The 21,931-nt window shown below is 70.8% G+C and carries 18 protein-coding genes and 1 tRNA gene; 6 read left to right on the top strand and 13 right to left on the bottom strand.

Features of this window, described 5'->3' with window-relative positions:
* Window positions 1–18: 18 nt before the first annotated feature.
* The 3 genes from ACMCNK_RS26225 to mptB all read right to left on the bottom strand — a co-directional run bounded on the left by ACMCNK_RS26225 (window position 19) and on the right by mptB (window position 4,368).
* Window positions 19–2,040 carry a sensor histidine kinase gene (locus ACMCNK_RS26225; protein ID WP_412739022.1) on the bottom strand — a complete coding sequence of 674 codons (2,022 nt, stop codon included), beginning with the start codon at window positions 2,038–2,040 and terminating at the stop codon, window positions 19–21.
* Window positions 2,037–2,411 carry a response regulator transcription factor gene (locus tag ACMCNK_RS26220; RefSeq protein WP_412739021.1) on the bottom strand — a complete coding sequence of 125 codons (375 nt, stop codon included), beginning with the start codon at window positions 2,409–2,411 and terminating at the stop codon, window positions 2,037–2,039. Before ACMCNK_RS26220 ends, ACMCNK_RS26225 begins: the two co-directional genes overlap by 4 nt.
* Before the next feature lie 304 nt (window positions 2,412–2,715).
* A complete protein-coding gene (gene mptB, locus ACMCNK_RS26215) occupies window positions 2,716–4,368 on the bottom strand; it encodes a polyprenol phosphomannose-dependent alpha 1,6 mannosyltransferase MptB (protein WP_412739020.1) in 1,653 nt (550 codons plus the stop codon).
* Between the two features lie 222 nt (window positions 4,369–4,590).
* Here mptB and ACMCNK_RS26210 point away from each other — a divergent pair, with 222 nt between their 5' ends.
* The 3 genes from ACMCNK_RS26210 to ACMCNK_RS26200 all read left to right on the top strand — a co-directional run bounded on the left by ACMCNK_RS26210 (window position 4,591) and on the right by ACMCNK_RS26200 (window position 8,201).
* Complete coding sequence (locus ACMCNK_RS26210) at window positions 4,591–5,121, top strand: PadR family transcriptional regulator (protein ID WP_412739019.1); 531 nt, start codon at window positions 4,591–4,593, stop codon at window positions 5,119–5,121.
* Between the two features lie 66 nt (window positions 5,122–5,187).
* The gene (locus ACMCNK_RS26205; RefSeq protein WP_412739018.1) at window positions 5,188–5,880 is read left to right on the top strand and encodes an ABC transporter ATP-binding protein; all 693 of its coding nucleotides are present in this window, start codon (window positions 5,188–5,190) and stop codon (window positions 5,878–5,880) included.
* Window positions 5,877–8,201 (top strand): ABC transporter permease, encoded by a 2,325-nt coding sequence (locus tag ACMCNK_RS26200; protein ID WP_412739017.1) that lies wholly within the window; start codon window positions 5,877–5,879, stop codon window positions 8,199–8,201. Before ACMCNK_RS26205 ends, ACMCNK_RS26200 begins: the two co-directional genes overlap by 4 nt.
* Window positions 8,202–8,219: 18 nt before the next feature.
* Here ACMCNK_RS26200 and ACMCNK_RS26195 read toward each other — a convergent pair whose 3' ends face one another.
* Both ACMCNK_RS26195 and ACMCNK_RS26190 read right to left on the bottom strand, forming a co-directional pair.
* Entirely contained in the window at window positions 8,220–8,714 is a 495-nt protein-coding gene (locus ACMCNK_RS26195; protein ID WP_412739016.1) for a GNAT family N-acetyltransferase, read from the bottom strand.
* Window positions 8,715–8,859: 145 nt separating this feature from the next.
* A tRNA-Arg gene (locus ACMCNK_RS26190) sits at window positions 8,860–8,935 on the bottom strand.
* A 189-nt stretch (window positions 8,936–9,124) separates the two neighbouring features.
* On the opposite strand from ACMCNK_RS26190, the gene ACMCNK_RS26185 reads away from it, so the two are divergent.
* Window positions 9,125–10,732, top strand: a complete 1,608-nt coding sequence (locus tag ACMCNK_RS26185) for a glycoside hydrolase domain-containing protein (RefSeq protein ID WP_412739015.1) — start codon at window positions 9,125–9,127, stop codon at window positions 10,730–10,732.
* 33 nt (window positions 10,733–10,765) lie between these two features.
* Here ACMCNK_RS26185 and ACMCNK_RS26180 read toward each other — a convergent pair whose 3' ends face one another.
* From ACMCNK_RS26180 to ACMCNK_RS26150, 7 genes are all read right to left on the bottom strand, one after another.
* Entirely contained in the window at window positions 10,766–11,686 is a 921-nt protein-coding gene (locus ACMCNK_RS26180; protein WP_412739014.1) for a hypothetical protein, read from the bottom strand.
* Window positions 11,683–12,513: a hypothetical protein gene (locus ACMCNK_RS26175; RefSeq protein ID WP_412739013.1), complete on the bottom strand. Its 831-nt coding sequence runs from the start codon at window positions 12,511–12,513 to the stop codon at window positions 11,683–11,685. The genes ACMCNK_RS26180 and ACMCNK_RS26175 overlap by 4 nt, the downstream gene beginning before the upstream one ends.
* Window positions 12,514–12,525: 12 nt before the next feature.
* Entirely contained in the window at window positions 12,526–13,137 is a 612-nt protein-coding gene (locus ACMCNK_RS26170) for a TetR/AcrR family transcriptional regulator (protein WP_412739012.1), read from the bottom strand.
* 64 nt (window positions 13,138–13,201) lie between these two features.
* Window positions 13,202–15,088: a glycoside hydrolase family 5 protein gene (locus ACMCNK_RS26165; protein WP_412740998.1), complete on the bottom strand. Its 1,887-nt coding sequence runs from the start codon at window positions 15,086–15,088 to the stop codon at window positions 13,202–13,204.
* A gap of 114 nt (window positions 15,089–15,202) precedes the next feature.
* Complete coding sequence (locus tag ACMCNK_RS26160) at window positions 15,203–15,796, bottom strand: hypothetical protein (RefSeq protein ID WP_412739011.1); 594 nt, start codon at window positions 15,794–15,796, stop codon at window positions 15,203–15,205.
* Complete coding sequence (locus ACMCNK_RS26155) at window positions 15,766–16,266, bottom strand: macro domain-containing protein (protein WP_412739010.1); 501 nt, start codon at window positions 16,264–16,266, stop codon at window positions 15,766–15,768. The genes ACMCNK_RS26160 and ACMCNK_RS26155 overlap by 31 nt, the downstream gene beginning before the upstream one ends.
* A 14-nt stretch (window positions 16,267–16,280) precedes the next feature.
* Complete coding sequence (locus tag ACMCNK_RS26150) at window positions 16,281–16,853, bottom strand: DUF4433 domain-containing protein (RefSeq protein WP_412739009.1); 573 nt, start codon at window positions 16,851–16,853, stop codon at window positions 16,281–16,283.
* A gap of 23 nt (window positions 16,854–16,876) precedes the next feature.
* Between ACMCNK_RS26150 and ACMCNK_RS26145 the strand changes: the two genes are divergently transcribed.
* The gene (locus ACMCNK_RS26145; RefSeq protein WP_412739008.1) at window positions 16,877–18,232 is read left to right on the top strand and encodes a hypothetical protein; all 1,356 of its coding nucleotides are present in this window, start codon (window positions 16,877–16,879) and stop codon (window positions 18,230–18,232) included.
* Window positions 18,233–18,330: 98 nt separating this feature from the next.
* Here ACMCNK_RS26145 and ahcY read toward each other — a convergent pair whose 3' ends face one another.
* Complete coding sequence (ahcY, locus tag ACMCNK_RS26140; RefSeq protein ID WP_412739007.1) at window positions 18,331–19,791, bottom strand: adenosylhomocysteinase; 1,461 nt, start codon at window positions 19,789–19,791, stop codon at window positions 18,331–18,333.
* 435 nt (window positions 19,792–20,226) lie between these two features.
* Here ahcY and ACMCNK_RS26135 point away from each other — a divergent pair, with 435 nt between their 5' ends.
* Entirely contained in the window at window positions 20,227–21,849 is a 1,623-nt protein-coding gene (locus ACMCNK_RS26135) for a diguanylate cyclase (protein WP_412739006.1), read from the top strand.
* Window positions 21,850–21,931: the final 82 nt, after the last annotated feature.

Raw genomic sequence — 21,931 nt, 5'->3', positions numbered from 1 at the left:
TCGCAGTTCATGGTTGGTTCAGGATTCCTCCGCGGCGGCCGGTTCCCCGGGCAGCCGTACGGTGATCGTGGTCCCCTGCCCCTCGCGCGTGTCGACCCCGATCGTGCCGCCGTGCCGGTCGACGATCGCGGCGACGATCGGCAGCCCGAGGCCCGTGCCGGCGATCTCCCGCTTGGTGGCGTTGCTGGCCCGGAAGAACCGGGTGAACAGATGGGGCACCTCGTCGGCGGGGATGCCGATGCCGGTGTCCCGCACGGTGATCACGACGTCGGGGCCGTCCGCGCGGCCGCTGACCGTGACGGTCCCGCCGTCCGGCGTGAACTTGACCGCGTTGGACGTCAGGTTCATCAACACCCGATCCAGCTGGTCGCGGTCCGCGCGCACCCGCAGCGGCCCGGCTGCCTCGCACACCACGGTCACGCCGGCCTTCGCGGCCGCCGGTTCGAACGCCTGGCGCATGGCGGCCACCAGCTCGGCGACGTCGACCGACACGGTGTTGAGCGTGAACGTGCCCGACTCCACCCGCGAGACGATCAGCAGATCCTCGATCAACGCCCGCAGCCGCTCCGAATTGCGCTCGATCACCCGCAGCATCCGCTCCTGGGCCCCGTTGAGCGGACCGGCGTCCTGATCCAGGAGCACCTCCAGGTAGCCGGCGACGCTCGTCAGCGGGGTGCGCAGCTCGTGCGAGACAGTGGACAGGAACTCGGTCTTGGCGGCGTCGACCTCTTGGAGCTGGGTCACCAGCCGGTGCTCCCGCTCGAACAGCCGTGCCTGCGTCAGCGCCCGGCTCAATGCGCCCGCGACCATCGTCACGAGCTGCACATCGAACGGCACGAACGCGGGCCGGCCGTCGCGCCGCACCACCGTGACGTGGCCCGCCGGGACGACATCCTCGCCGAACGCCACCGTGATCACGGGTCCCGCCCCGGCGGCCCGCAGCGCGGCCCGTTCCGCCTCCGGTGGGATGTCGCCGGTGTCCGGGACGGTGGCCGCGACGAACGCCCGGCCGTCCGGCAGCGCCCAGTCCACCGGCGTCCGGGCGAGCGCGGCGGGATCGCCCACCGCGTCCGGCGCGCTCCAGACCTCCGCGACCGGCTCCCCGCCCTCGTCGGCCTCCCGCATGATCACGACGTGGTCCGCGTCCAGCAGGTCGCCCAGTCCCTGCGCGGCGGTGGCCACGGCCCGTGTGCGGGACATGTGCTCACGGATCGCCACGCCAAGCCCCTGGGACTCCCCCAGCATCCGGCGTTCCTCGAACTCCTGGCCGGCCGCCTTGTTGACCGCCGCCGCGACCGCCATGATCTCCACCGGCGCCCCGGTGAACGTGACCCGCGCCTCGTCGTGACCGCGACTCAGCTCACCGATTGCGCTTGCCACCTGGCCGAGCGGGATGGTGATGCGCCGAGTGACCACCGTCCCGATCACGGCGACCACCAGCATGCCGAGCAGCGTCAGCACGGACAGACCGACCAGCGCACCCACGTTGAGCCTGTTGACGGTCCGGAACAGCAGCGCCGCCCGCTCCGACAGGCGGCTGTCGATCGCCTGGCTGGACGCGATCACCTGCGCGTAACGGACCTGCGTCGCCGCCACCGCACCGCCCGAGGGCTGCGCCCCCGGCGGCGCCACCATCTGCAGATCCGTCAGCGCCCACCAGTCCGCGCCGTTCTGCTGCAGGTCCTCCACGTACGGGGCATCCCGCGGGGCGGCGCTCTGCGCCAGCCGGGCGGTCGCGCTCACATAGGCGCTCTTCGCGAGCTGGTACTCGAAGCGGTACGGCTCCTCGCCGGTGAGCTGGTATCCGTACAGTGCCAGCGCGGCGCGGGCGAGGGCCGCGCGCACCTCCTGATTCACCGACCGCGTCCGGACCGCATCGGCAAGCTGCAGATTCACCGCACGGTAGGCGGGTCCGGCCGCGACCACGCCGACCGTCCCGCCGATCACGATCACCCCGACCAGGGCGACGAAAGCTCTCTTCAGCAGCCCGGCCACCGTGACCGGACGCCCCCGGCGCCGGCGCAGCGCCGGCACCCTCACGTCTGTGCCCTGCTCAGCATCGTCTGAACGCGGGACACCAGCTCTCTCGGACTGAACGGTTTCGTGACGTAGTCGTCCGCCCCGGCCGCGAAGCCGTGCTCGACGTCCTGCTCCTGCGCCCGCGCGGTGAGCATGAGCACCATCGTGTCGGCGATGTCCGGATCAGCGCGGATCATGCGGCACACGTCGATGCCGGACAGCCCCGGCATGGAGATGTCGAGAATCGCCAGGGTCGGGTGCCGCTCCCGGACCGCCGCCAGGGCGGCCGAGCCGTCATCCGCGGTGATCGCCTCCACGCCGAGCTGTTCCAGTTTGAACGTGACCAGATCGCGGATGTCAGCGTCGTCGTCCGCCACCAGCACCAGAGTCATCACACCTCACCAACCTCGTCACCTCGCTGGACCCATGAACGGGTCATGACCGTGGAGGTCGCAGGCCGGTCCATCCCGTGGCATCGGCCGTCCGGGATGGGTCCGTGCGGAGATCGGACCAGCGAGGCGGCGCCCCCGCCAGGATACGGGCGACATCACCTGGTTGCTGCCGGTTTCACCCGAATGCCGCCGCGTCGGCGACGACCTCACCGCGCCCGGGAGCTACCACGTCGCGTGGAAATCTGCGAATGCCGCCGCGTCCTCACCGGTCAAACGATGTGTGCCAGGCGGCCGGCCAGCGCGGTCACGACGCCGCCTGGTACTCACCGGCCCTTCGAGGCAGGCGCTCCACCGGGGTCCACTTCGGACTGCGGCTGAGCGTACGGAGACGGTGATCGCCGGCCGGGACACACCTTCGGGCGAGGACAACGACACCGAACGCGACCGCAGCGGCCAGATACCCTGCGACGAGCGCGCCGACACCGGCGGCGAGTGGCGGCAGCAGCATCGCGACGACGGCACTGACGGCCGCCACGATCGAGCGTTCCCGGCGCCCGCGCGCGGTCACGGCCAGCGGCAACACAGCCCAGAGCAGGTACCAGGGCTGCACGACGGGACCGCACACCAGGGCGGCCACGAAGATCAGACCGAGTGCCCGCAACGGATGGGCCCGCCCGCGATGGACGGCTGCCAGCAGTCGTACCACGACCGGGACACAGATCGCGACGCCGACGAGGTTGCCGATGGTGACGGCGGTGGCCGTGACATGCGCGCCGACCAGCGCACCGATCAGCAGGCCGATCGCGGTGGTGGGCGCCATCCAGCTGTAGACGGTCGCGCTGCTGCGTACCGCGGTGAGCCAGCCGAACCCGGCGACCGCGGACAGCAGCGCCGTACCGGCCACGGCACCTGCGAGCAGGACCAGGGCCGGGCGGACGTGTCGGCGGGCGATCGCCACGGCCAGGCAGCACACCGCCACGGCCGCCACGATCTTGATGTTGGCGGCGATCGTCAGCAGCGCCGCCCCGGCTGCGAACCGCCCCCATCCGTGCGTCTTCGCCCGAGCCGCCAGCCCGGCCGGCCACAGCCCGGTGTCTGTTCCGAGCAGGGCAGTGGCGGCGCGGCCCCGCGCCGGCGCCGCCGATCCGCACGACAGGCCGTGCGCCGGCGACACGCCCGGGCCGCGCCGCGCAGGCCCGGCGCCTCGTGCGAGCTCCGGAACCATCCGGTCCCGGCCGGCGAGGGCGAGTTCCAGGCCGGTGAGCATCAACCCCAGCATGATCGCGTCGTTGTGCGCTCCAGCCACGAGATGCCAGAGGACCAGCGGGTTGAGCAGGCCCAGCCACAGGGCCACGGTCGGGGACGTGCCCACCCGCCGCGCGAGTCGCGGCAACGCCCAGGCGATCAGCACGACACCGGCGACGGCGATCAGCCGGTAGAGCAGGACACTCGCGGCCAGCCGTTCGCCGGCGACCATGGCCACCGCCCGGGAGATCGTGAGCCACGCCGGACCGTACGGTGCCGGGGTGTCGACCCAGTAGTGGCTGACGTGCTGCGTGACCGCGGAGGCCGAGCCGAGAGCCCGCGCAGGCCCGAGCCGGTACGGATCGAGGCCACCCGCCGCGGTCAGCCCCTGCGCGAGGTAACTCCAGACGTCGCCGCTGAACAACGGCCGGGCCACCGCGAGCGGGAGGGCCCAGGCGGCGGCCAGGCCGTACATGTGGGTCTCGGTCAGGGCCGTGAGTTGGCGACGCACGGTGAGCCAGGCGAGCACCAGGCCACCCATGGCGACAAGGCTGACCGCGACCACGAAGGCCGTCGGGGCGAGCAGGCCCGAGGTGGCCACCGTGAGAGCCGCCGCGGCGACGGTGCCTGCGGCGGCGGGACGCCGCCACGGGGTGCCGCCGATCCGGGTACGGGTCACCGGGCGGGCGGCGTGATGCAGGGCGGCGGTCATTTATACCCTCCATGTATACACACTGTTCATAGGCCGCTCCGATCATGGCTGCCGATCGACCGGCGCACCTCTCTCCGAGGACCGGCGCGGGGTGGCCGACCGGCGGACCCCGGCGCCGCCACGCATCTGCCATTCGGCCGAGTGCACCACCTCTGACCTGCGGTTTTATCGTCGACTACGCGGTAGACACCGAGTGTGTACACGGCGTGTATAGTGGCCCGCATGTCGGTCGGCTTCGCCCTGCTGGGCCTCCTGGAATCCGGTCCCCGCCACGGTTACGACCTGAAGCGGACCTACGACGAGCGCTTCGGCCACGGCCGGGCCCTGCACTACGGCCAGGTGTACTCGACCCTGGCGCGGCTGCTGAAAAGCGGGCTGGTGGCGGTCGAGTCCGAGCCCGGCGACGGGCCGGATCGCAAGCGCTACGCGATCACCGAGGCCGGGGTCACCGACGTGGCGAGCTGGCTGACCCGGCCGGAAAAGCCGGAGCCCTACCTGCAGACCACGCTCTACACCAAGGTCATCCTGGCGCTGCTCACCGGGCGCGACGCCGACGACCTGCTCGACGTCCAGCGGCGTGAGCATCTACGGCTGATGCGCGAGCTCACTCAGCGCAAAACCACCGGCGACCTGGCCGACCAGCTCATCTGCGACCACGCCCTGTTCCACCTGGAGGCCGACCTGCGCTGGCTGGAGCTGACCGCCGCGCGACTCGACCGGCTCTCCGACCAGGTTCGGCAACCGGTCCCCTGACCGGCGGCCGATCAGCCCGTCCCGACCCGCCCCGCGATCTTCCCCTTCCCCCCGAGGAGACGACTCATGGCCGGCCGCACCAGCGAGCCCCTGCTGACCGGTGAGGATCTGACGCTCAGCTTCGGCCCGACCCCGGCGCTGGATTCCGCGTCGATCAGCGTCCGCGCCGGTGAAGTGCTGGCGTTGATGGGGCCATCGGGCTCCGGAAAGTCCACATTGCTGCATTGTCTGGCCGGGATTCTCGCCCCGGATTCGGGCCGGGTCACGTTCGACGGGCGCGACCTGTCGACAATGTCGGATTCCGAGCGCAGCGCTTTGCGGCGCAGCGAGTTCGGGTTCGTCTTCCAGTTCGGGCAGCTCGTGCCAGAGCTGACCTGCCTGGAGAATGTGGCGCTGCCACTGCGGCTGACCGGGGTGCGGCGCCGCGCGGCGCACCGGGCCGCAGCCGAGTGGCTCGAACGGCTGGAGGTCGCCGACGTCGCCGACAAGCGGCCCGGGCAGGCGTCCGGTGGGCAGGGGCAGCGGGTCGCCGTGGCCCGGGCCCTGGTCACCCGGCCCCGCGTCATCTTCGCCGACGAGCCCACCGGCGCGCTGGACTCGCTGAACGGCGAACGCGTGATGCAGCTGTTCATCGCCGCCGCTCGCGACACCGGAGCCGCGGTCGTCCTGGTCACCCACGAGGCACGCGTCGCCGCGTATTCCGACGTCGAAGCGGTCGTCCGCGACGGCAGGGTCCGCACGCAGGAGTTCGCCCGATGACGGCCGGTGCGCCGGAGCGACCGCGGCCGATCGGGCGCGCGGGCTGGGTCAGCGACCTGGCCCTGGGCATGCGGATGAGTGTGGCCGGTGGCCGGTCCGGCTGGGCCCAGCTGGCCATGATCTCGCTGGGGGTCGGCCTCGGGGTGGCGATGCTGCTCATCGCCACGACCATCCCGACCGTGATCGCAGCGCGTGACCAGCGGGTCAACGCCCGCGCCGAGGAGTCCGGGCAGGAACTGCAGCGCGGGGCCGACACGACGCTGGTCGCCCGCGCGGACACCCAATTCGGCGACCGCTCGATCTATGGACGGCTGCTGCAACCCGAGGGGGACCGCGCGCCGCTGCCACCCGGGGTGACCCGGCGTCCCGGCCCGGGCGACATGGTCGTCTCCCCGGCACTCGCCACGTTGCTGGCCTCGCGGGACGGCGCTGTGCTGCGCGATCGGTGGGATGCCCGGGTGGTCGGCGAGATCGGGCCGTCCGGCTTGGCCGGCCCCGCCGAGTACGCGTTCTATCTGGGCACCGACCGGCTGGACGGCGACACCGGTACGCGGGTGCGATCGTTCGGCCGTTCAGACGCCGAGCAGGGGTTGCCGCCGGTGTTGCTGCTGCTCGGTTCCGTCGCGTTGGTGGTGCTGCTGTTGCCGGTCGCCATCTTCGTGACGACCGCCGTGCGGTTCGGCAGTGAAGCCCGCGACCGGCGCCTCGCCGCGCTACGCCTCGTCGGAGCGGACGCCGCGACGACCAGCCGGATAGCCGCCGGGGAGACCCTGGCCGGAGCGATCGCCGGGCTGCTGATCGGCGGGGCGCTCTTCGCTGCGTCCGCACTGCTTGCGAGCGGGCTCGTCCCGGCGAGCATGAGCTTCTTCGACACCGACGTACGGCCCGTCCCGGCGCTGTTGGTGCTGGTCGCCGTGCTCGTGCCCGTGGCGACCGTGGTGGTGACACTGTCCGCGCTGCGACGGGTGGTGGTCGAGCCGCTGGGTGTCGTGCGCCGCAGCGGTGAGCAGCACCGGCGGCTGTGGTGGCGACTCGTCCTCCCGACTTCCGGGCTGGTGTTGCTCTGGCCGCTGTACGGCGGATTCTCCACCGGTTCGGACAGCGCCGCGTATCAGCTGATCGCGGGACTGGCCGCGCTCCTGACCGGTCTGGCCCTGCTGCTGCCCTGGCTGGTCGAAGCCACGGTGCTGCGCCTCGGCACCGGCGGGGTCTCCTGGCAGCTGGCGGTGCGTCGGCTGCAGCTCGACAACGGCACCGCGGTGCGGGCGGTGTCCGGCATCGCCGTGTCGGTCGCCGGCGCGATCGCGCTGCAAGGCCTGTTCGCCGCCGTGCAAGCCCAGTACGCGCAGGAGAACCACGGCGGCGCCGAACAGTTCCAGATCGCGGTGCTCACCCACGACGCGGAGGACGCGGACGACTGGGTCACGACGCTGCGGCACCTCGCAGGTGTCCGCGCGGTCGAGCCACTGGCTTTCACGACCGCCGTCCCGGCCGGATCCGCCACGGGCGAAGGTCCCGAGACCACGGTGCGCGTCGGCGACTGCACGGTGCTGCGCCAGTTCGGCCGCTTCGGCGGCTGCACCGACGGGGACACGTTCCTGGTGGGCGCCGGGCTGCCCCAGCCCGGGACCACGCTCACCCTCGGGGAGAGCTCCCGGCCCGGCGCCGCGGCGACCTCGCGGTGGACGGTGCCGGCCGCCGCCCGCACCGTTCCCGCCGTCGACGAGAACGACCCGTTCTCCGGGGGGACGATCCTGGCGACGCCGGGGGCCATCCGGGGCAGCCTGCCCGCGCAGCGGACCGTCGACGTCTACGCCGGGCTGGATCCGGCCGCGCCCGACGCGCTCGAACTGCTGCGCAACGCCGCCGCTCACCGCGACCCGACGGCCATCGTCATGCAGTTGGAGAACCGCCCGCTGGAGTCGACCCTCGCGACCATCCGGCAGGCCCTGCTCGCGGGTGCCGTGGCGCTGCTGGTCCTGATCGGCGCGAGCATGCTGGTCAACGTGGCCGAGCAGCTACGCGAGAGGCGCCGGCTGCTGGCCGTACTGGCCGCCTTCGGCACCTCGCGGTCGACCCTGATCGGTTCGGTGTTCTTCCAGGTCGCGATCCCGGTGCTGCTCGGCATGGCACTGGCCATCGGTGCCGGCACCGGGCTCAGTGCGATATTGCAGACGGCGGTCACCTCGCGGGTGCACTTCGACTGGCTCGGCATTGCCGTCACGTCGGCGGCCGCCGCGCTCGTCGTCGTGCTGACCACCATGGCCAGCATGCCGCTGCACCGTCGGCTCACCCGTCCCGGCCTGCTGCGCTCCGAATAGCAGCTGTAGGAGCAGACGTCAGTCCCGCGGAAGGGTGCGATGGAATCGGCGGTAGTTGTCGAACGTCGCCACGACCTCGAAGCCAAGCCGCTCCAGCAACGCATCGCTGCGTACGTTGCCATGGGTCACCCCGGCGAAGACGTCGGTGCCGTGCAGCTCCGTGCCCGCGTAGTCCAGCAGTGCGGCGACGGCGCTGGTGGCCAGTCCACGGCCGGTGGCGTCCTCGCTGAGCCAGTAGCCCAAGCCGTACTTGGGTGGGTCCACGGGCACGAGATCCACCCGGCCGACGAGTTCACCATCGAGGAAGACGCCGAAGCGGACCGGCGCCGTGACCGGCTCGGCGAACAATTCGGCGAACTCCTCGGCCCCGGCGGCCACCTCTTCCTGGTAGTCGCCCAGCTTGGTCAGGTGGGCGACGTTGCGCTGGACGAGCTCGTGATAACCGGCCGCGTCCTCGCGGTGAAGCTCCCGCAATTGCAGACCCGGGACCGCCGTGGGCAGTATCTTGGCCACCCCGAACTCCCTTCGACTCCGGCGCGCGCCGGCCGATGATCCACGCCGCGAACAGCCCACCAACGTCATGACGGGGGGCATGAGGAAGAGGTTATGGGGCGGGCCCGTGACACGCTGCCACATTCGGTAACCGGTGGCTCGGGATTGGTGGCCCAGGCGCGATTCGAACGCGCGACACCCGCTTTAGGAGAGCGGTGCTCTATCCCCTGAGCTACTGGGCCCTCGGGTGAGGGTACCAGCACGGGATCGGCCCCCTCATCGAGCACAGTCGGCGGGCCGGCCATCGACGGAGCGTATCGGCGGCCCGGGAATCATCCCTTTGCCCGGCGGAGATCATCCGTTCGGCCCTCGACAGCATCCACGACCTGTTGCTTGGCTCGGGGGTCCTGCCCGGTTCGAGAAAGGCTCACATGCGCATCCTGGCGCCGACGCGTCGCAAGCTCCTGGTCCGCGCGGTGTTCGGGGTGGCGGCCGTGCTGCTGTCGACGACCCTCGCCCGGGCGGACGCCACGACCACGACGAGCTGGAGCACTGTTCAGCCGGGCACGTTCGTCGGAGAGGCGTTCGACGCCTGCACCGCACCTCCGGACGCGTCGATGGCGGCGTGGAAGTCCGCGTCGCCGTACAAGGCGGTGGGGATCTACATCGGCGGAGTCAACCGGGGCTGCACCCAGGCCAACCTGACCGCGACGTGGGTCCGGACCCAGGTCAGTGCCGGATGGCACCTGCTCCCCCTGTACGTCGGTCCGCAGGCGTCCTGCACCGGGGCGAAGAACAAGAAGAGCCTGATCGACAACGGCCAGGCCGCGACGCAGGGCGCCGCGACAGCCCGGGACGCTGCGGGCCAGGCCCGCACGTTGGGTCTTGCCGCCCAGAGCGTGGTGATCTACGACATGGAGGCGTACGCGACCAACGACGCCGACTGCCGTCGCGGGGTCCTCGCGTTCATGAGCGCCTGGACCGCCACGCTGCACGACCTCGGCTACCTGTCCGGCTTCTACAGCAGCGTGGGCTCCGGTGGCGCCGACCAGATCGCCAACTACACGGCCCCCGGGTACGTCCGCCCGGACTACATCGACTTCGCCCGGTGGGACCAGGTGTCGACTGTCTCCGACCCGGCGATTCCCGCCGCGTTGTGGTCGCCGCACCGGCGGATGAAGCAGTACCGCGGCGGGCACACCGAAACATACGGCGACGTCACGATCAACATCGACAACAACTACGTCGACTTCGCGCCGCTGCCCTCCGCGACGTTCGCCGACTTCAACCGCAACGGCTGGTCCGACGTACTGGCCCGCACCGCCAGCACCGGCAACCTGTTCCTCTACCCCGGCAACGGCACATACGTCGACAACAACGCCCGCCGCCAGCTCAACGGCGGGTGGAAGGCGTACAACGCGATCGTGCGGATCGGCGACCTCAACCGCGACGGGTACGAGGACCTCGTGGCCCGCCGGAGTTCCGACGGCTACCTGTTCCTGTTCCCCGGCAACGCGACGGGCGGTGTGGGCGCGGCCAAGCTGATCTCCAAGAGTTTCGGGAAGATGCGCGAGATCACCGCGATCGGCGACCTGAACCGGGACGGCTACCCCGACCTGATCGCGGCGCAGACCAGTAACCACAACCTGTACCTGTATCCGGGCGCCAAGGGCTCGAATCTGGGCACCCGCAAGGTGATCGGCAACGGTGGCTGGCACACCATGTCGGAACTGGCCGGGGTCGGTGACTTCAACCGGGACGGCTACCCCGACCTGATGACCCGGGTCACCTCGACCGGCGACCTTTATCTGTGCCGGGGCGTCAAGGGTGGGCTGGCCAAGAAGACGCGCGTGGGCACGGGCTTCCAGGCGTACCGGGATCTGGTCGGCGTCGGCGACTTCGACCGCGACGGGTTCACCGACCTGGCGGCGGTGCAGAAGTCCACCAACGACCTGGTGCTGTTCGCGGGCACGGGAACCGGGTTGCGCCCGGCTGCCCGGTTGGCCACCGGATTCGGCGGCCGTTCCCCCCTGCTCTGATCGCCACCCGGGCGGGTGACCGCCCCCACGGGGTCAGTCGGCGCGCCGGGGGGTCGTGGCTCCCGCGCTGCCGAAGAGCGCGGCCACGACGTCGGCCGCATCCGGCCGTGCGGCCACGGTGAACCGCACCCCCGGCGGCCCGACGGTGATGCCGAACGTGAAGAACGAACAGCACGCGTACTCGGCCGCCGCGAGCCGGGCCAGCTCCACGGTCACGGCCGGGTCGTACGCGAAGGTCAGCGTGACCCCGCCGGCAGCAGGTTCCCGCCCGGTGGCGGTGGCGAGGACGGCCTGCCATTCGCCGACCCGCGCGTGCATCGCCTCGGCGCCGCCGGCGATGGTGCACACCAGGTCCGAGTCGCCGGTCAGTGCGGCGCGGCTCGCCGGGATCCGGGGCGTGATCTCAGCGGCGCCGACCGTCGCGCACGGGCACGCCTCGTCACATGCGCCCTGTCCCGGCGGCTCGGCCGCCCGAGGAAGGGCTGCCTGCGGCTCGACCAGAGAGGGAGCTTGGGTCTCGGCCAGCCGGTGCGCGGCCGCCTGCAGCCGCGCCACCTGCGCGGTCAGCTCCGTGACCGCCCGTTGCTGGTCCGCCGTCGAGGCCGCGTCCCCGGGACCGTTGCCGCCCGCCCGGGCGGCGTGCTCGATCTGTTCCACCACGCGCAGCTCGGCGGCGGCCAGCAGCCCGTCGACAATGTGCGCCGTCCGGCGCCGCACGGCGGCACAGTCCCCGCGCTCGGCGAGCGCCTCCAGCTCGGCCAGCTCGGCCCCGCCGATGCCCAGCCGCGTGGCCCCGGCCACGAGCCGGGCCCGCACGTCGCCGGCTGAGCCACGGGCGTGCTCGGTGTCCGTCGCCGGCGCACTCTCCGGGCCGGTGAGGCAGCACCGGCAGCCCCCGACCTGCCTGTCATCCGCCACGGTTTCCCACCCGGCATCGGCCTCACGCACCGTCATGCATCGACGGTAAGGCCGTACCTGGGTACCGGATTCAAGGCCGCGTCGGAACCGGCGAGGAAGGGACGAGCCAGCAGCCCGCCCACGCTGCGGGGATGCATGACCGCCACCACGAGTACGGTCACCGCGGCCACGCCGAAGCCGGGGCCGAGCAGGGTCAGCAGCACCGCGGCGGCGACCGCCGTGCCCAACCCCAGACCGAAGACCGCGAGCAGCACGAGCCCGGCGATCCGCGCCGGCCCCGGACCCGGCACGCCCACGGTACGCAGGCCGCGCGCCCACCAGCTCGCCTTCATCCACACCAGCAGCGGTACGAGGACGACGCCCATGGCGTACAGGGTCAGTGCCACGTCGCTGGAGAGGAACCCCACCGGATCGAATCTGCCGGATTGCCAGTCCTCCGTCGTCGCGGCGAAGAACCGGCGGTATCCCGTGCCGTCCCAGCCGTACGCAAGAACGAAGAACATCGCGAGATAGCCGAGCGGCATCTGCAGCCAGGCCAGGTAGTGGTGGCCGCGCCGCCACAGCGTCTGGGCGACGACGTAGCCGAGCACCCCCTGGGTGATGTTGGTGATCGCGAACGCGGCAACCAGCCAGCCGGGCAGGTCGGTGTGCGTGTCCGCCGCGTGCATCGTCTCCCAGCCGGGGAAGCTCCACAGCAGCCAGATCCCGCTGGGCGCGAACACGCAGCCGAGGAACAGCACGGTGGCGGTGAGCCGACGGTCGGTCAGCAGTTCGCGGGTGGGTTCCCGCAGCGTCTCGCGGGCGGCGGCGGCACCGCACCCGGCACCGATGGCGTATGACCAGAACACGTCGACCTGGACCATGACGGTTTCCTCTCAGGGGGTGGGGGCGGCGAGGCCGTCGAACATCAGGGTCACGACGGCCCGGATCCAGGCGTCGCGCAGTGCGAGCGCGGCGGGGTCACGGGCCACCTGGGCGGCACCCTCGAACACCATGCCGTTGACCACCCGCGCGGTGACCTCGACGTCGAGGTCGGCGCGGAGGAAACCGCGGTCCACCCCGTTTCTCAGGTACGCGGCGGTGAAGTCGGCGAAGCGCTCGAGCGCTTCCCGGTGCCGCCCGCGCAGGTCGTCGTCGACCGTGGCGAGGTCGAAGAAGACCAGCCGGCCGAGCGCGGGATCGGCGGCGAACAGCTCGTACAGGCGGTGGCCGATGCGCCACACCTGAGCGCGGTACTCGTCGAGGGTCTCGGTGGCGTCGGGCAGTTCCGCGGCGACCACCTCGGCGATGCGTCCCAGTGCCCGTTCGAGGACGGCCGAGGCCACGTCACGCTTGTTGCCGAAGTACCGGTACACCGTGCCGTGGCCGATGCCGAGCTCACCGGCAAGGTCGGCGATGCCTGCGGCGGCGTAGCCCTTGCGGGCGAAGACGGTGTGCGCGGCGTCCAGGATCGCGTCGCGTCGGCCGGGTTCTGCGGTTCGAGCCATTGATGAATGACACATCATTCCGGAATCGACGTCAATACCCGTCGATGAAACTCGGGGGCTCCGATCAGCGCAGGCTGCGGCAGTACAGGGCGTCCGGCGTCCGCGACGAACCGAACCGGCCCGTGTACGCGATCCCCGCGGCGTACTCCTGGCTGCCGCACTGGCCCTTGTACCGCCCGTACGCAAAGTCACCGCCGGCCCCGTCCGAGGGCCGGTTGTCGCCGCGGTCGAACCAGACCGTGCGCCCGGCGGTGCCCAGCGCCACGCCGGACGCCGCGCACAGGACGCTCGACACCGCGGCGCCGCGGACGGCGTAGCCGACCAGGAAGGACCCGGACGGGCACTGCAGCTTGGTGTAGCCCGACGCCCAGTCGCCAGCCGGCGGTACGTACCGCTCGTCCACCACGACCGTGTACGCCCCCGACGACGACCACAGATCGCCCGCAGCGGTGTCGGTGCACAACCCCCGGTTGCCGGAGTGGGCCACGCCGGTGAGCCGCTGCCCGTCCGGGCAGGCCGCCTTTCGTGCCCCCGGATCCCAGTCCGGGCGGGACCGCATCCGCAGCGACTGGATGAAGTCACCGTGGTCGGGACTCAGCATCGACCAGCGTGGCACCGGACCGACCTGCCCGGTCCGCCCCGCGGAGCCGACCAGCCGGGCCCAGGCATCGGCGCGCCAGTCGCCGCCGCCGAACACGTCGGCGCGCCGCCCGGCCCGGTCCCAGAACAGCAACCCCCACCCGTTGTTACCGCGGTTCTCCAGCCACCCGACCAGCGGCCAGTACGCGAAATCCGCATCCGTCCGAATGAGATAGTCGACGAAGTTCGCGAACCAATCCCGCGAGATCTGCGGCGTCCCCGGATTCCCGTCGACGCCGAACTCACTGATCCACACCGGCGCGGTGAAATGCCGGTCGGACTCGGCCGCCACGTAGAACGCCTGCTGATACAGCACGTCGTAGAGCTGGTCACGGCTCAGGTCGCGGTATCGCGGGTCGCTGGTCTCGCCGATACCCGTGGCCCCGCTGTGGTTCGGCCCGGTGTAGTCGTAGAAATGGGCCGAGTAGACCAGCTTGCCGGACACCACCAGGGTGTGCGACAACGACCGCACCGGCGTCAGGGTGGGGCGCCCGTGCGGGAAACCGTCGACCGGGATCCCGGTCCAGTTGATGCCCTCGACGACGATGAGCAGGTTCGGGTTGGCTTCCTGCAGGATGCGGTCGCCGACCCGTTGCGACGCGGCGAACCAGTCGTGATCGTCCCCCAGTCCCCAGTTCGGGTCGTCCCACACCGACCGGCGCACCTCGTTGTAGAGATCCGCGCCGACCACCCGCGGATTGTCGCGGAAGCGCCGGGCCATGAACAGCCAGTCGTCCTCCCACGCCGAGGTGGCCTGGCTCGCGTTCCATCGCTCGTTCCCGTCGACCCCGCAACACCAGCGCGTGGTGTTGGTGTGATTGTTCAGAATCACCGCGAGACCGGCTCCGGTCAGCGCCGCGACCACCGCGTCGTACACCTGCAGCGGGGTCAGCCCGCGCCACTGCGGATTGGCCGCCACGGCCGCGTCCGTCACCGGCTGACGGTCATGCACCATCTCGTTGGAGAACGGCAGCCGGATGCTGTTGATGCCGAGGTCCTGGAAACCGGCGACGATCTGGGCGATCGGGGCCCGGTCCAGACCCAGGGGAATACGACCGGAATTCTCCCCGGCGTGGTGGTTGGCGTCGTCGTTCACATCGCCCGTGCCGGTCCAGGTGCCGCTCGCACCATGCCAGTTGCCCGACCGCAACCTGAACCGTTTCCCGGTGGCATCCACGATGTACCGGCCGCGGGTGCTCAACGGCGGCGTCCACGCCTCGGCCGCGGCGACCGCGTGCGGTGCGGCATGCGGGCTCCGCGGAACGGGCGCCGGGGGCGAGGGCGCCAGCGCCGCGACGATCGCAGGAATCACCAATGACCGAACCGTCAAATGACCCATGGCCAAGATCCTCGCGGCAGGAATCGGCAGAGATCTATGTCTATCACGCCGCCCGGAGGGATTGAAGAGATCACAAGGCGGATTGAGCTACGCGGGCAGGAGACGGTGCTCGGCGAGCCGATTCGCCGCAAGCTGGACGTGCTCATCGGTGAACAGGCGGGCCTTACGCAAGCTCCATGCCGCGACACGTGCGGCCAGCTCCGCGACGTCACCGGTCGCCGGCTCCTGGACCGCCGCAAAATGCACCGTGGCCAGCAACTCCAGACTGTACGGCGCCTCGAACCCGTCGACGAGGTCAAGGACCGCATCGAGACGCGCACGTTGCTCGGGATGTTGCTCGACCATCTCCATGGCGGCCTCGTGACCACCCGGCAGAGGCTTGATCGGCGCGAACTCGGTCACTCTGGCCGACCGGTCGCCGAGGCCGGTGAGGTAATGCCCTTCCAGGGCGGTCAGAACACCACCGAGACGATCGGCAAACGGACCGTACCGACCCCGGACGAAACAGAGATTGAACGGCGCACCAGCGAGCTGGAGGAAGTAAGCAAGCTTCTGGATTTCGAGCTCGCTGACCCCTTCCCGAACCTCTTGCAAGCGGGCACGGCGAAGGTATGCACCGACCGTGGCCAGCAGCAAGGCACGTAGCTGCGTCAGATCCGGGCGCGGAGTGGCGTCGGGCATGCTCTCCGGTGCGGGCGCCCCCTCGGGAGGGAACACGACGACCGAACCCGTGGCATCGCGGCAGCGGCGGCCTCCACCAGCGGCCGGACCTCGCCCCAGGTCAAACCACCGTTCCCGCAGCCGAGCGCAGGGACGGCGACGGAGGAGACCTCGAGGCTCCGGACTACCTCGACAAGATCGCCCAGGCCGACCCGGATGTCATCGAGCCGGGACGCGCTGCGCCAATGGGCCTTCGTCGGAAAGTTGATGATGAACCTTCGGGGGCCGATGATCCCGCGATCGAACACGAACATCCGACCGAGCTGCACGTCGCCCCGACCGCACGCTTCGCGGTAAGCACGATAGTTGTCCGGGTGTGCCCGCTTGAACTGCAGAGCAATCCCCTTGCCCATCACCCCGACGGTGTTCACGGTGTTGACGATCGCGTCGACGTCGGCCTCAAGCAGATTGCCGTGGCTCTCCTCGATCATCCTCAACACCTCCTTCACCCGAACCCGTAGTACCAGTCGGGTCTGACAACAAGTCGCTTCGCCACCGGATGCCCACCCAGGGCCACGCGGGCTTGGGCGGCATACTCGGCAATGTACGCCGCCACCTGGTGAAACACCTGAAGAGGGACCTCGCGGCGCACGAGGAACTCGGCCATACGGCGGCGCTGACGGTCCGGATCGTCCTCGGTGTTGTTCCACCGCCCGGCCCGCATCAAGGTCCAGTCGACCATCCTGTCGAGCTCGCCCAGAGCGGTGGTGAATCTGGTGGTGGCATTCGCCGCATTGCCGTCCGTCGCGACCCAGACCGAACCCGCGGCGACGACGCATCCCACAGTGGTCACCAGATACACCAGTGGGCGATCACCAATGGCCATCCACAATGGTCGCCGGTGGAGGGTTCGTTGCCGCAGGAGGCGTTCCGACACGACGAACACAACGCCATTGACGCCGGGGGCGGGTGCGTTGACCTCACCCGATATCGAACAGGTACATTGGCGAGCCTCACCAATCGTAGGTACGGTCGGCGACATCGCCTCTCGGGGGAAGGCGCTCAGGCGCAGACTCATTCCCCTATCCCCGAAGGACTCTCATGGACACCTACACCATCACGATCACTCCCCATCATGACGACGGTGTCACGACGACTCTTGTCGTCGGCGCGACGGACGGCCACGTCCGTATCACCGATGTGCACCTGCATTCCGCCGACGGTCTCCACGGGGAACGGCAGATGCCCACCGTCGACGTCGGCCTGCTGCTCCAGGCCATCAGCGTGGCCGCCCCGCATGCCGACCACGCGGTGACCGCCGGTACGCCGGAAGCCCCCGCCTCCGCCATCGGCGCCGCGGCACCCACCACCCCGGTCGACGTGGAGCCAGAAGCCGACACTGCCGCACCGGCGGAGCCCGCGGCGACCACGGAAACCGTGGACGCCACGGACGCCACGGACACCGTGGCCGCGGCCGACACCGCGGTCACCGCGGAACCCGAAGCGACTCTGGCAGCCGACCACATCGCTGAGGAATCGACTCCCGCCGACACCGTCGCACCGGCGGCCACCACGGTCGCGGAACCGGCGCCCGCAACAGTTACGGCGGAAACCGAGGCACCGGCAGCCGACACCGACGCGTCCGCGCCGGGCGGCGATGCAGCCGCCGCGGCACCCGCCACGACCGGCCGCGGCGCCACGCGGAAGGCGACGGCCGCTCCCCGCAAGGCGGCGAAGAAGGCGGCCCGCCGGGCCACCGCACGCAACGCAGCGGCGAAGGTAACGGACGCCGAAAGCACCCACGACGCGGCCGAGGAACCCACTGGCCCGACCGGCACGCGCCGGGCCAGGAAGGCGTCAACTGCAGCCAAGAAGACAACGGGCCCGGCCGGCACACGCGCCGCGGCCAAGAAGGCAACCGCCGCCTCCAAGACGACGACCGGCCCGGCGAGCACGCGAAGCGCGGCGAAGAAGACGACCGGCCCGGCGAGCACCCGCGGCGCAGCGACGAAGACGACCGGTCCGACCGGCACCCACAGCACGAGGAAGGCGGCCGCCAAGGCACCGGAGGTGACCGCCGAGGCCACCACGCCGGCGACCGCCACGCCGGCGAAGACGGCACGGCCCTCCACGAGCGACATCAAGGCCACGACGAAGGGGGAAACCCCCAGGACGGCTGCGCCGCGGAAGAGGGCCACGAAGGCGGCGTCGCGGAAGGCGACCGGCAACAAGGCCACCGCGACGGGTACGGCGGGCACCTCGCGCAAGAAGGCCGCCGCGAGCGACACCGCCGCGTCGTCGTCCAGCCGGGCGTACCGGCGGGCACCGGAGGACCTGGCTGCCGTCCTGGAACGGCTCGGCAGCACCTCGGCCGTGGCCGCGCACTACGGCGTGCCGCGACACACGGCCGCGGGCTGGGTACGCCGGCTCCCCGCCACGTCCAGCGGCCGGGACTGATCACACAGCCGAGGGTGGGCCACCGATGCTGGTGGCCCACCCTCGGCTGTTTATGCCAGAAAGGCCGGACCTGGCCCGACAGCGGGCCCGCCTTGTCGTCAGTACCGGTAGTGCTCGGGCTTGAACGGGCCCTCGACGTCCACGCCCAGGTACTCCGCCTGCTTCTTGGTCAGCGTGGTCAGCCGGACGCCGAGCGCGTCGAGGTGCAGCCGGGCGACCTTCTCGTCCAGGTGCTTCGGCAGCACGTAGACCTGCTTGTCGTAGTCTCCGGGCTTGGTCCACAGCTCGATCTGGGCGATCACCTGGTTGGTGAACGAGTTCGACATGACGAAGCTCGGGTGGCCGGTGGCGTTGCCGAGGTTCATCAGGCGGCCTTCGGAGAGCACGATGATCGCGTGCCCGTCCGGGAAGCGCCACTCGTGGACCTGCGGCTTGACCTCGACCTTCTCGATGCCCGGCACCTTGGCGAGGCCGGCCATGTCGATCTCGTCGTCGAAGTGGCCGACGTTGCCGACGATCGCGTTGTGCTTCATCGCGGCCATGTGCTCGGTCGTGATGATCTCGGTGCCGCCGGTGGTGGTGATGAAGATGTCGGCCTCGGAGACCACGTCTTCGAGCCGGGCGACCTGCATGCCGTCCATCGCCGCCTGCAGCGCGCAGATCGGGTCGATCTCCGTGACCACGACGCGGGCGCCCTGGCCGCGCAGCGTCTCGGCCGAGCCCTTGCCGACGTCGCCGTAGCCGCACACCACGGCCAGCTTGCCGCCGAGCATGACGTCGGTGGCCCGGTTCAGGCCGTCGACCAGCGAGTGGCGGATGCCGTACTTGTTGTCGAACTTGCTCTTGGTGACCGAGTCGTTGACGTTGATCGCCGGGAAGAGCAGCTCGCCGGTCTTGGCGAACTTGTAGAGGCGGGCCACGCCGGTGGTGGTCTCCTCGGTGACGCCGCGGATCTCGGCAGCGATCTTGGTGAACCGCTGGCCGTCGGACGCCAGGCTGCGGCGCAGCGTGTCGAGGATGATCGTGTACTCGTGGTTGTCCTCGGCGGTGGTCGCGGGGACCGCGCCGGCCTTCTCGAACTCGACACCCTTGTGTACGAGCAGGGTGGCGTCGCCGCCGTCGTCGAGGATCATGTTCGGGCCGAGGCCGTCACCGAAGTCGAAGAGCTGCTCGGTGCACCACCAGTACTCCTCCAGCGTCTCGCCCTTCCAGGCGAAGACGGGGGTGCCGGAGGGCGCCTCGACCGTGCCCTCGGGGCCGACGACGATCGCCGCGGCGGCCTCGTCCTGGGTCGAGAAGATGTTGCAGGACACCCAGCGGACCTGGGCGCCGAGCGCGACCAGCGTCTCGATGAGCACGGCGGTCTGGATGGTCATGTGCAGCGAGCCGGCGATCCGTGCGCCGCGCAGCGGCTGCGCGGCCTTGAACTCCTCGCGGATGGACATGAGGCCGGGCATCTCGTGCTCGGCGAGGCGCATCTGGTGCCGGCCGAAGCCGGCCAGCGAGAGGTCGGCAACCGCGAACTGGACCCCGTTGATCTCTTGCAGCTTGGCGCTCATTGCGTCCCTTCCATGTGCCTGAGCCGGCTGGGCCGGCCACGTGCGTGGGCCGGGCGGACCGGCCGGTGGCTTCCATGTACCGGGAGATGCAGAAAGGGCACCTCCGGGTAGGAGGCGCCCTTAGTGATTCGAAGCCATTGGGACGAGCGTGGCGGACCCGGCCCGCTCTCGCGGATCGGTCCGTCGCAGCGCCTCTCGACCCTGGCGTGCGCGCAGCGTGGCGCACATTTCTCACTGAGTTGCGAGACTAGACGCGCTTTGGGCGGACTGTCAATCGGCCCCGCCTGGCACCGGCCGGGCCGTGGGCACCGGTGTGACCGCGGTCTCAAACCCGGCCCGACCGGACCCCGTTGCGCTCAGGTCGCCGTCCGGGCCGTCGATGTGGTGTCCGCAAATGGGCATGTGAGCACGCTGGGTACGAGGGGGAGGAACGCGATGGACGTGTCGGCCACGAATCGGCCGGTCGCCGCGCCCACCAACTCCGACGACCACGCCGCCCGGGTGGCCTCGGACCTGTCCGCGCGGCTCGACGAGCTGGAGAAGAGCGGCGGCTACGACGTCGACAGCACCCTCTCACTGGTCGCGGACGTGGAACAGGAAGCTGCCGCGGCCGGGGCGCACATGCAGATGTGGCGTGCCCGGTTGCTGCGCGCCGACCTTCTCGAGCGCCGCAGCGCGCTGGCCGACGCGATGAAGATGATGTGGCGGGTCCACGCGTGGGCGCGCGACAACGACTGCCGCCCGATCCTCGCGCGGGCGCACATGCTGCTGGCCCGTGCGCACACCACGCTGGGTGACCTGAACGCCAATCTGGATCACATGATCCAGGCGGTGGACGCGCTCGACGAGAACACGCCGCCGGACAAGCACATCTCGTACCTGGTCAAGCTCGCCGACGCGCTGGCTGACACGGGTTCCATGCCCGAGGCCCGGGAACGGTACGAGCAGGCCGAGCGCGCAGCGATCGCCCTGGGTAATGTGAGCTGCCGCACCATGGCGCTGAACAACTACGCCTACAAGGAGTGCACGCTCGGGGACGCCCGGCGCGCCCAGGCGGTCCTGGAGCGGCTGCAAGCGGTGAGCGTGGCGTACGGGTGGGAGCTGGACTCCTCGGAGCTGGACACGTTCGCGCACGTGGAGTTGCGGCTGGGCGACTACGACGCGGCGGAGCGGATGGCCCGGCAGGCCCTGGAGCGGTACGCGACGGAGAAAGAAGACACCGACGCCGAGGCGGAGTTGCTGCAGACTCTCGCCACGGCCCAGCGGTGCCGTGGCGACCTGCACGCCGCCCAGTCCTCGCTCGACAAGAGCCGGCAGCTGTGCCAGACCCACGGGCTGCGCCTGCGATCCGTGTTCGCACTGCACGAGCAGTCCGAGCTGTACGCCGCGGCCCGGGACTTCGAGAACGCGTTCCTGACGCTGCGCGAGTACCACGCCGCGGAGAAGGCCCTGCACTGTGAGCAGCGGGAGGCCCAGGCCCGGAACCGGCAGGCCGTGTTCGAGGTCAAGGAGGCCCGCCGCCAGGCCGAGTGGTTCCGGGAGCAGGCCCGCCACGACCCGCTGACCGGTCTGCAGAACCGCCGTGCGGTCGACGAACGGCTGCCCGCGCTGCTCGCCCACGCGGCGGCCGACGGTACCGAGGTCATCGCCGCGCTGCTCGACCTGGACCACTTCAAGAACGTCAACGACCTGCGCTCGCACGAGACCGGCGACCGGGTGCTGGTCACGGTCGCCGGGCTGCTGGAGAGCATCGACACCGGCCCGTCCGGGTTCGTGGCCCGGCTCGGCGGCGAGGAGTTCCTGGTCGTCATCGCGGGCGCCGACCTGGCGGGGGCGGCGTTCCGGCTGGAAGACCTGCGCCGCGCGGTCGCCGACCACCCGTGGGCGCGCATCACGAACGGGGTGCCGGTCACGGTGAGCATCGGCGTCGCGAGCGCCGAACCGGACAGCACGCCGTCCACTCTGCTCGCGCGCGCCGACGAGGCGCTGTACTCGGCCAAGGGCGCGGGCCGCAACCGCGTCTGCGTCGGCGCGCTCAGCCAGGCGCTCGAAGGCTGACCGCGCGCACAGGCTCTTGAGCCAGATCTGATCATGGCTTGAGTCTCGGTTGAGTTGCGCATCCGACTGATGGAGCGATCGC

This window comes from Krasilnikovia sp. MM14-A1259, from assembly GCF_047159535.1.
Classification (GTDB): domain Bacteria; phylum Actinomycetota; class Actinomycetes; order Mycobacteriales; family Micromonosporaceae; genus Actinoplanes.
The sequence above is the reverse complement of the archived record's forward strand: the minus strand, read 5'-3'. Positions and strand labels throughout refer to the sequence as shown.

Bases quoted from the DNA above. Each gene is read 5' to 3' on its own strand.
- mptB (WP_412739020.1), bottom strand. From the start codon at position 4,368: ATGACCGCCGCCCTGCATCACGCCGCCCGCCCGGTGACCCGTACCCGG.
- ACMCNK_RS26205 (WP_412739018.1), top strand. From the start codon at position 5,188: ATGGCCGGCCGCACCAGCGAGCCCCTGCTGACCGGTGAGGATCTGACG.
- ACMCNK_RS26160 (WP_412739011.1), bottom strand. From the start codon at position 15,796: ATGCCCGACGCCACTCCGCGCCCGGATCTGACGCAGCTACGTGCCTTG.
- ACMCNK_RS26135 (WP_412739006.1), top strand. From the start codon at position 20,227: ATGGACGTGTCGGCCACGAATCGGCCGGTCGCCGCGCCCACCAACTCC.
- ACMCNK_RS26220 (WP_412739021.1), bottom strand. From the start codon at position 2,411: ATGACTCTGGTGCTGGTGGCGGACGACGACGCTGACATCCGCGATCTG.
- ACMCNK_RS26170 (WP_412739012.1), bottom strand. From the start codon at position 13,137: ATGGCTCGAACCGCAGAACCCGGCCGACGCGACGCGATCCTGGACGCC.
- ACMCNK_RS26155 (WP_412739010.1), bottom strand. From the start codon at position 16,266: ATGATCGAGGAGAGCCACGGCAATCTGCTTGAGGCCGACGTCGACGCG.
- ACMCNK_RS26185 (WP_412739015.1), top strand. From the start codon at position 9,125: ATGCGCATCCTGGCGCCGACGCGTCGCAAGCTCCTGGTCCGCGCGGTG.
- ACMCNK_RS26200 (WP_412739017.1), top strand. From the start codon at position 5,877: ATGACGGCCGGTGCGCCGGAGCGACCGCGGCCGATCGGGCGCGCGGGC.
- ACMCNK_RS26210 (WP_412739019.1), top strand. From the start codon at position 4,591: ATGTCGGTCGGCTTCGCCCTGCTGGGCCTCCTGGAATCCGGTCCCCGC.
- ACMCNK_RS26145 (WP_412739008.1), top strand. From the start codon at position 16,877: ATGGACACCTACACCATCACGATCACTCCCCATCATGACGACGGTGTC.
- ACMCNK_RS26180 (WP_412739014.1), bottom strand. From the start codon at position 11,686: ATGACGGTGCGTGAGGCCGATGCCGGGTGGGAAACCGTGGCGGATGAC.
- ACMCNK_RS26150 (WP_412739009.1), bottom strand. From the start codon at position 16,853: ATGAGTCTGCGCCTGAGCGCCTTCCCCCGAGAGGCGATGTCGCCGACC.
- ACMCNK_RS26175 (WP_412739013.1), bottom strand. From the start codon at position 12,513: ATGGTCCAGGTCGACGTGTTCTGGTCATACGCCATCGGTGCCGGGTGC.
- ahcY (WP_412739007.1), bottom strand. From the start codon at position 19,791: ATGAGCGCCAAGCTGCAAGAGATCAACGGGGTCCAGTTCGCGGTTGCC.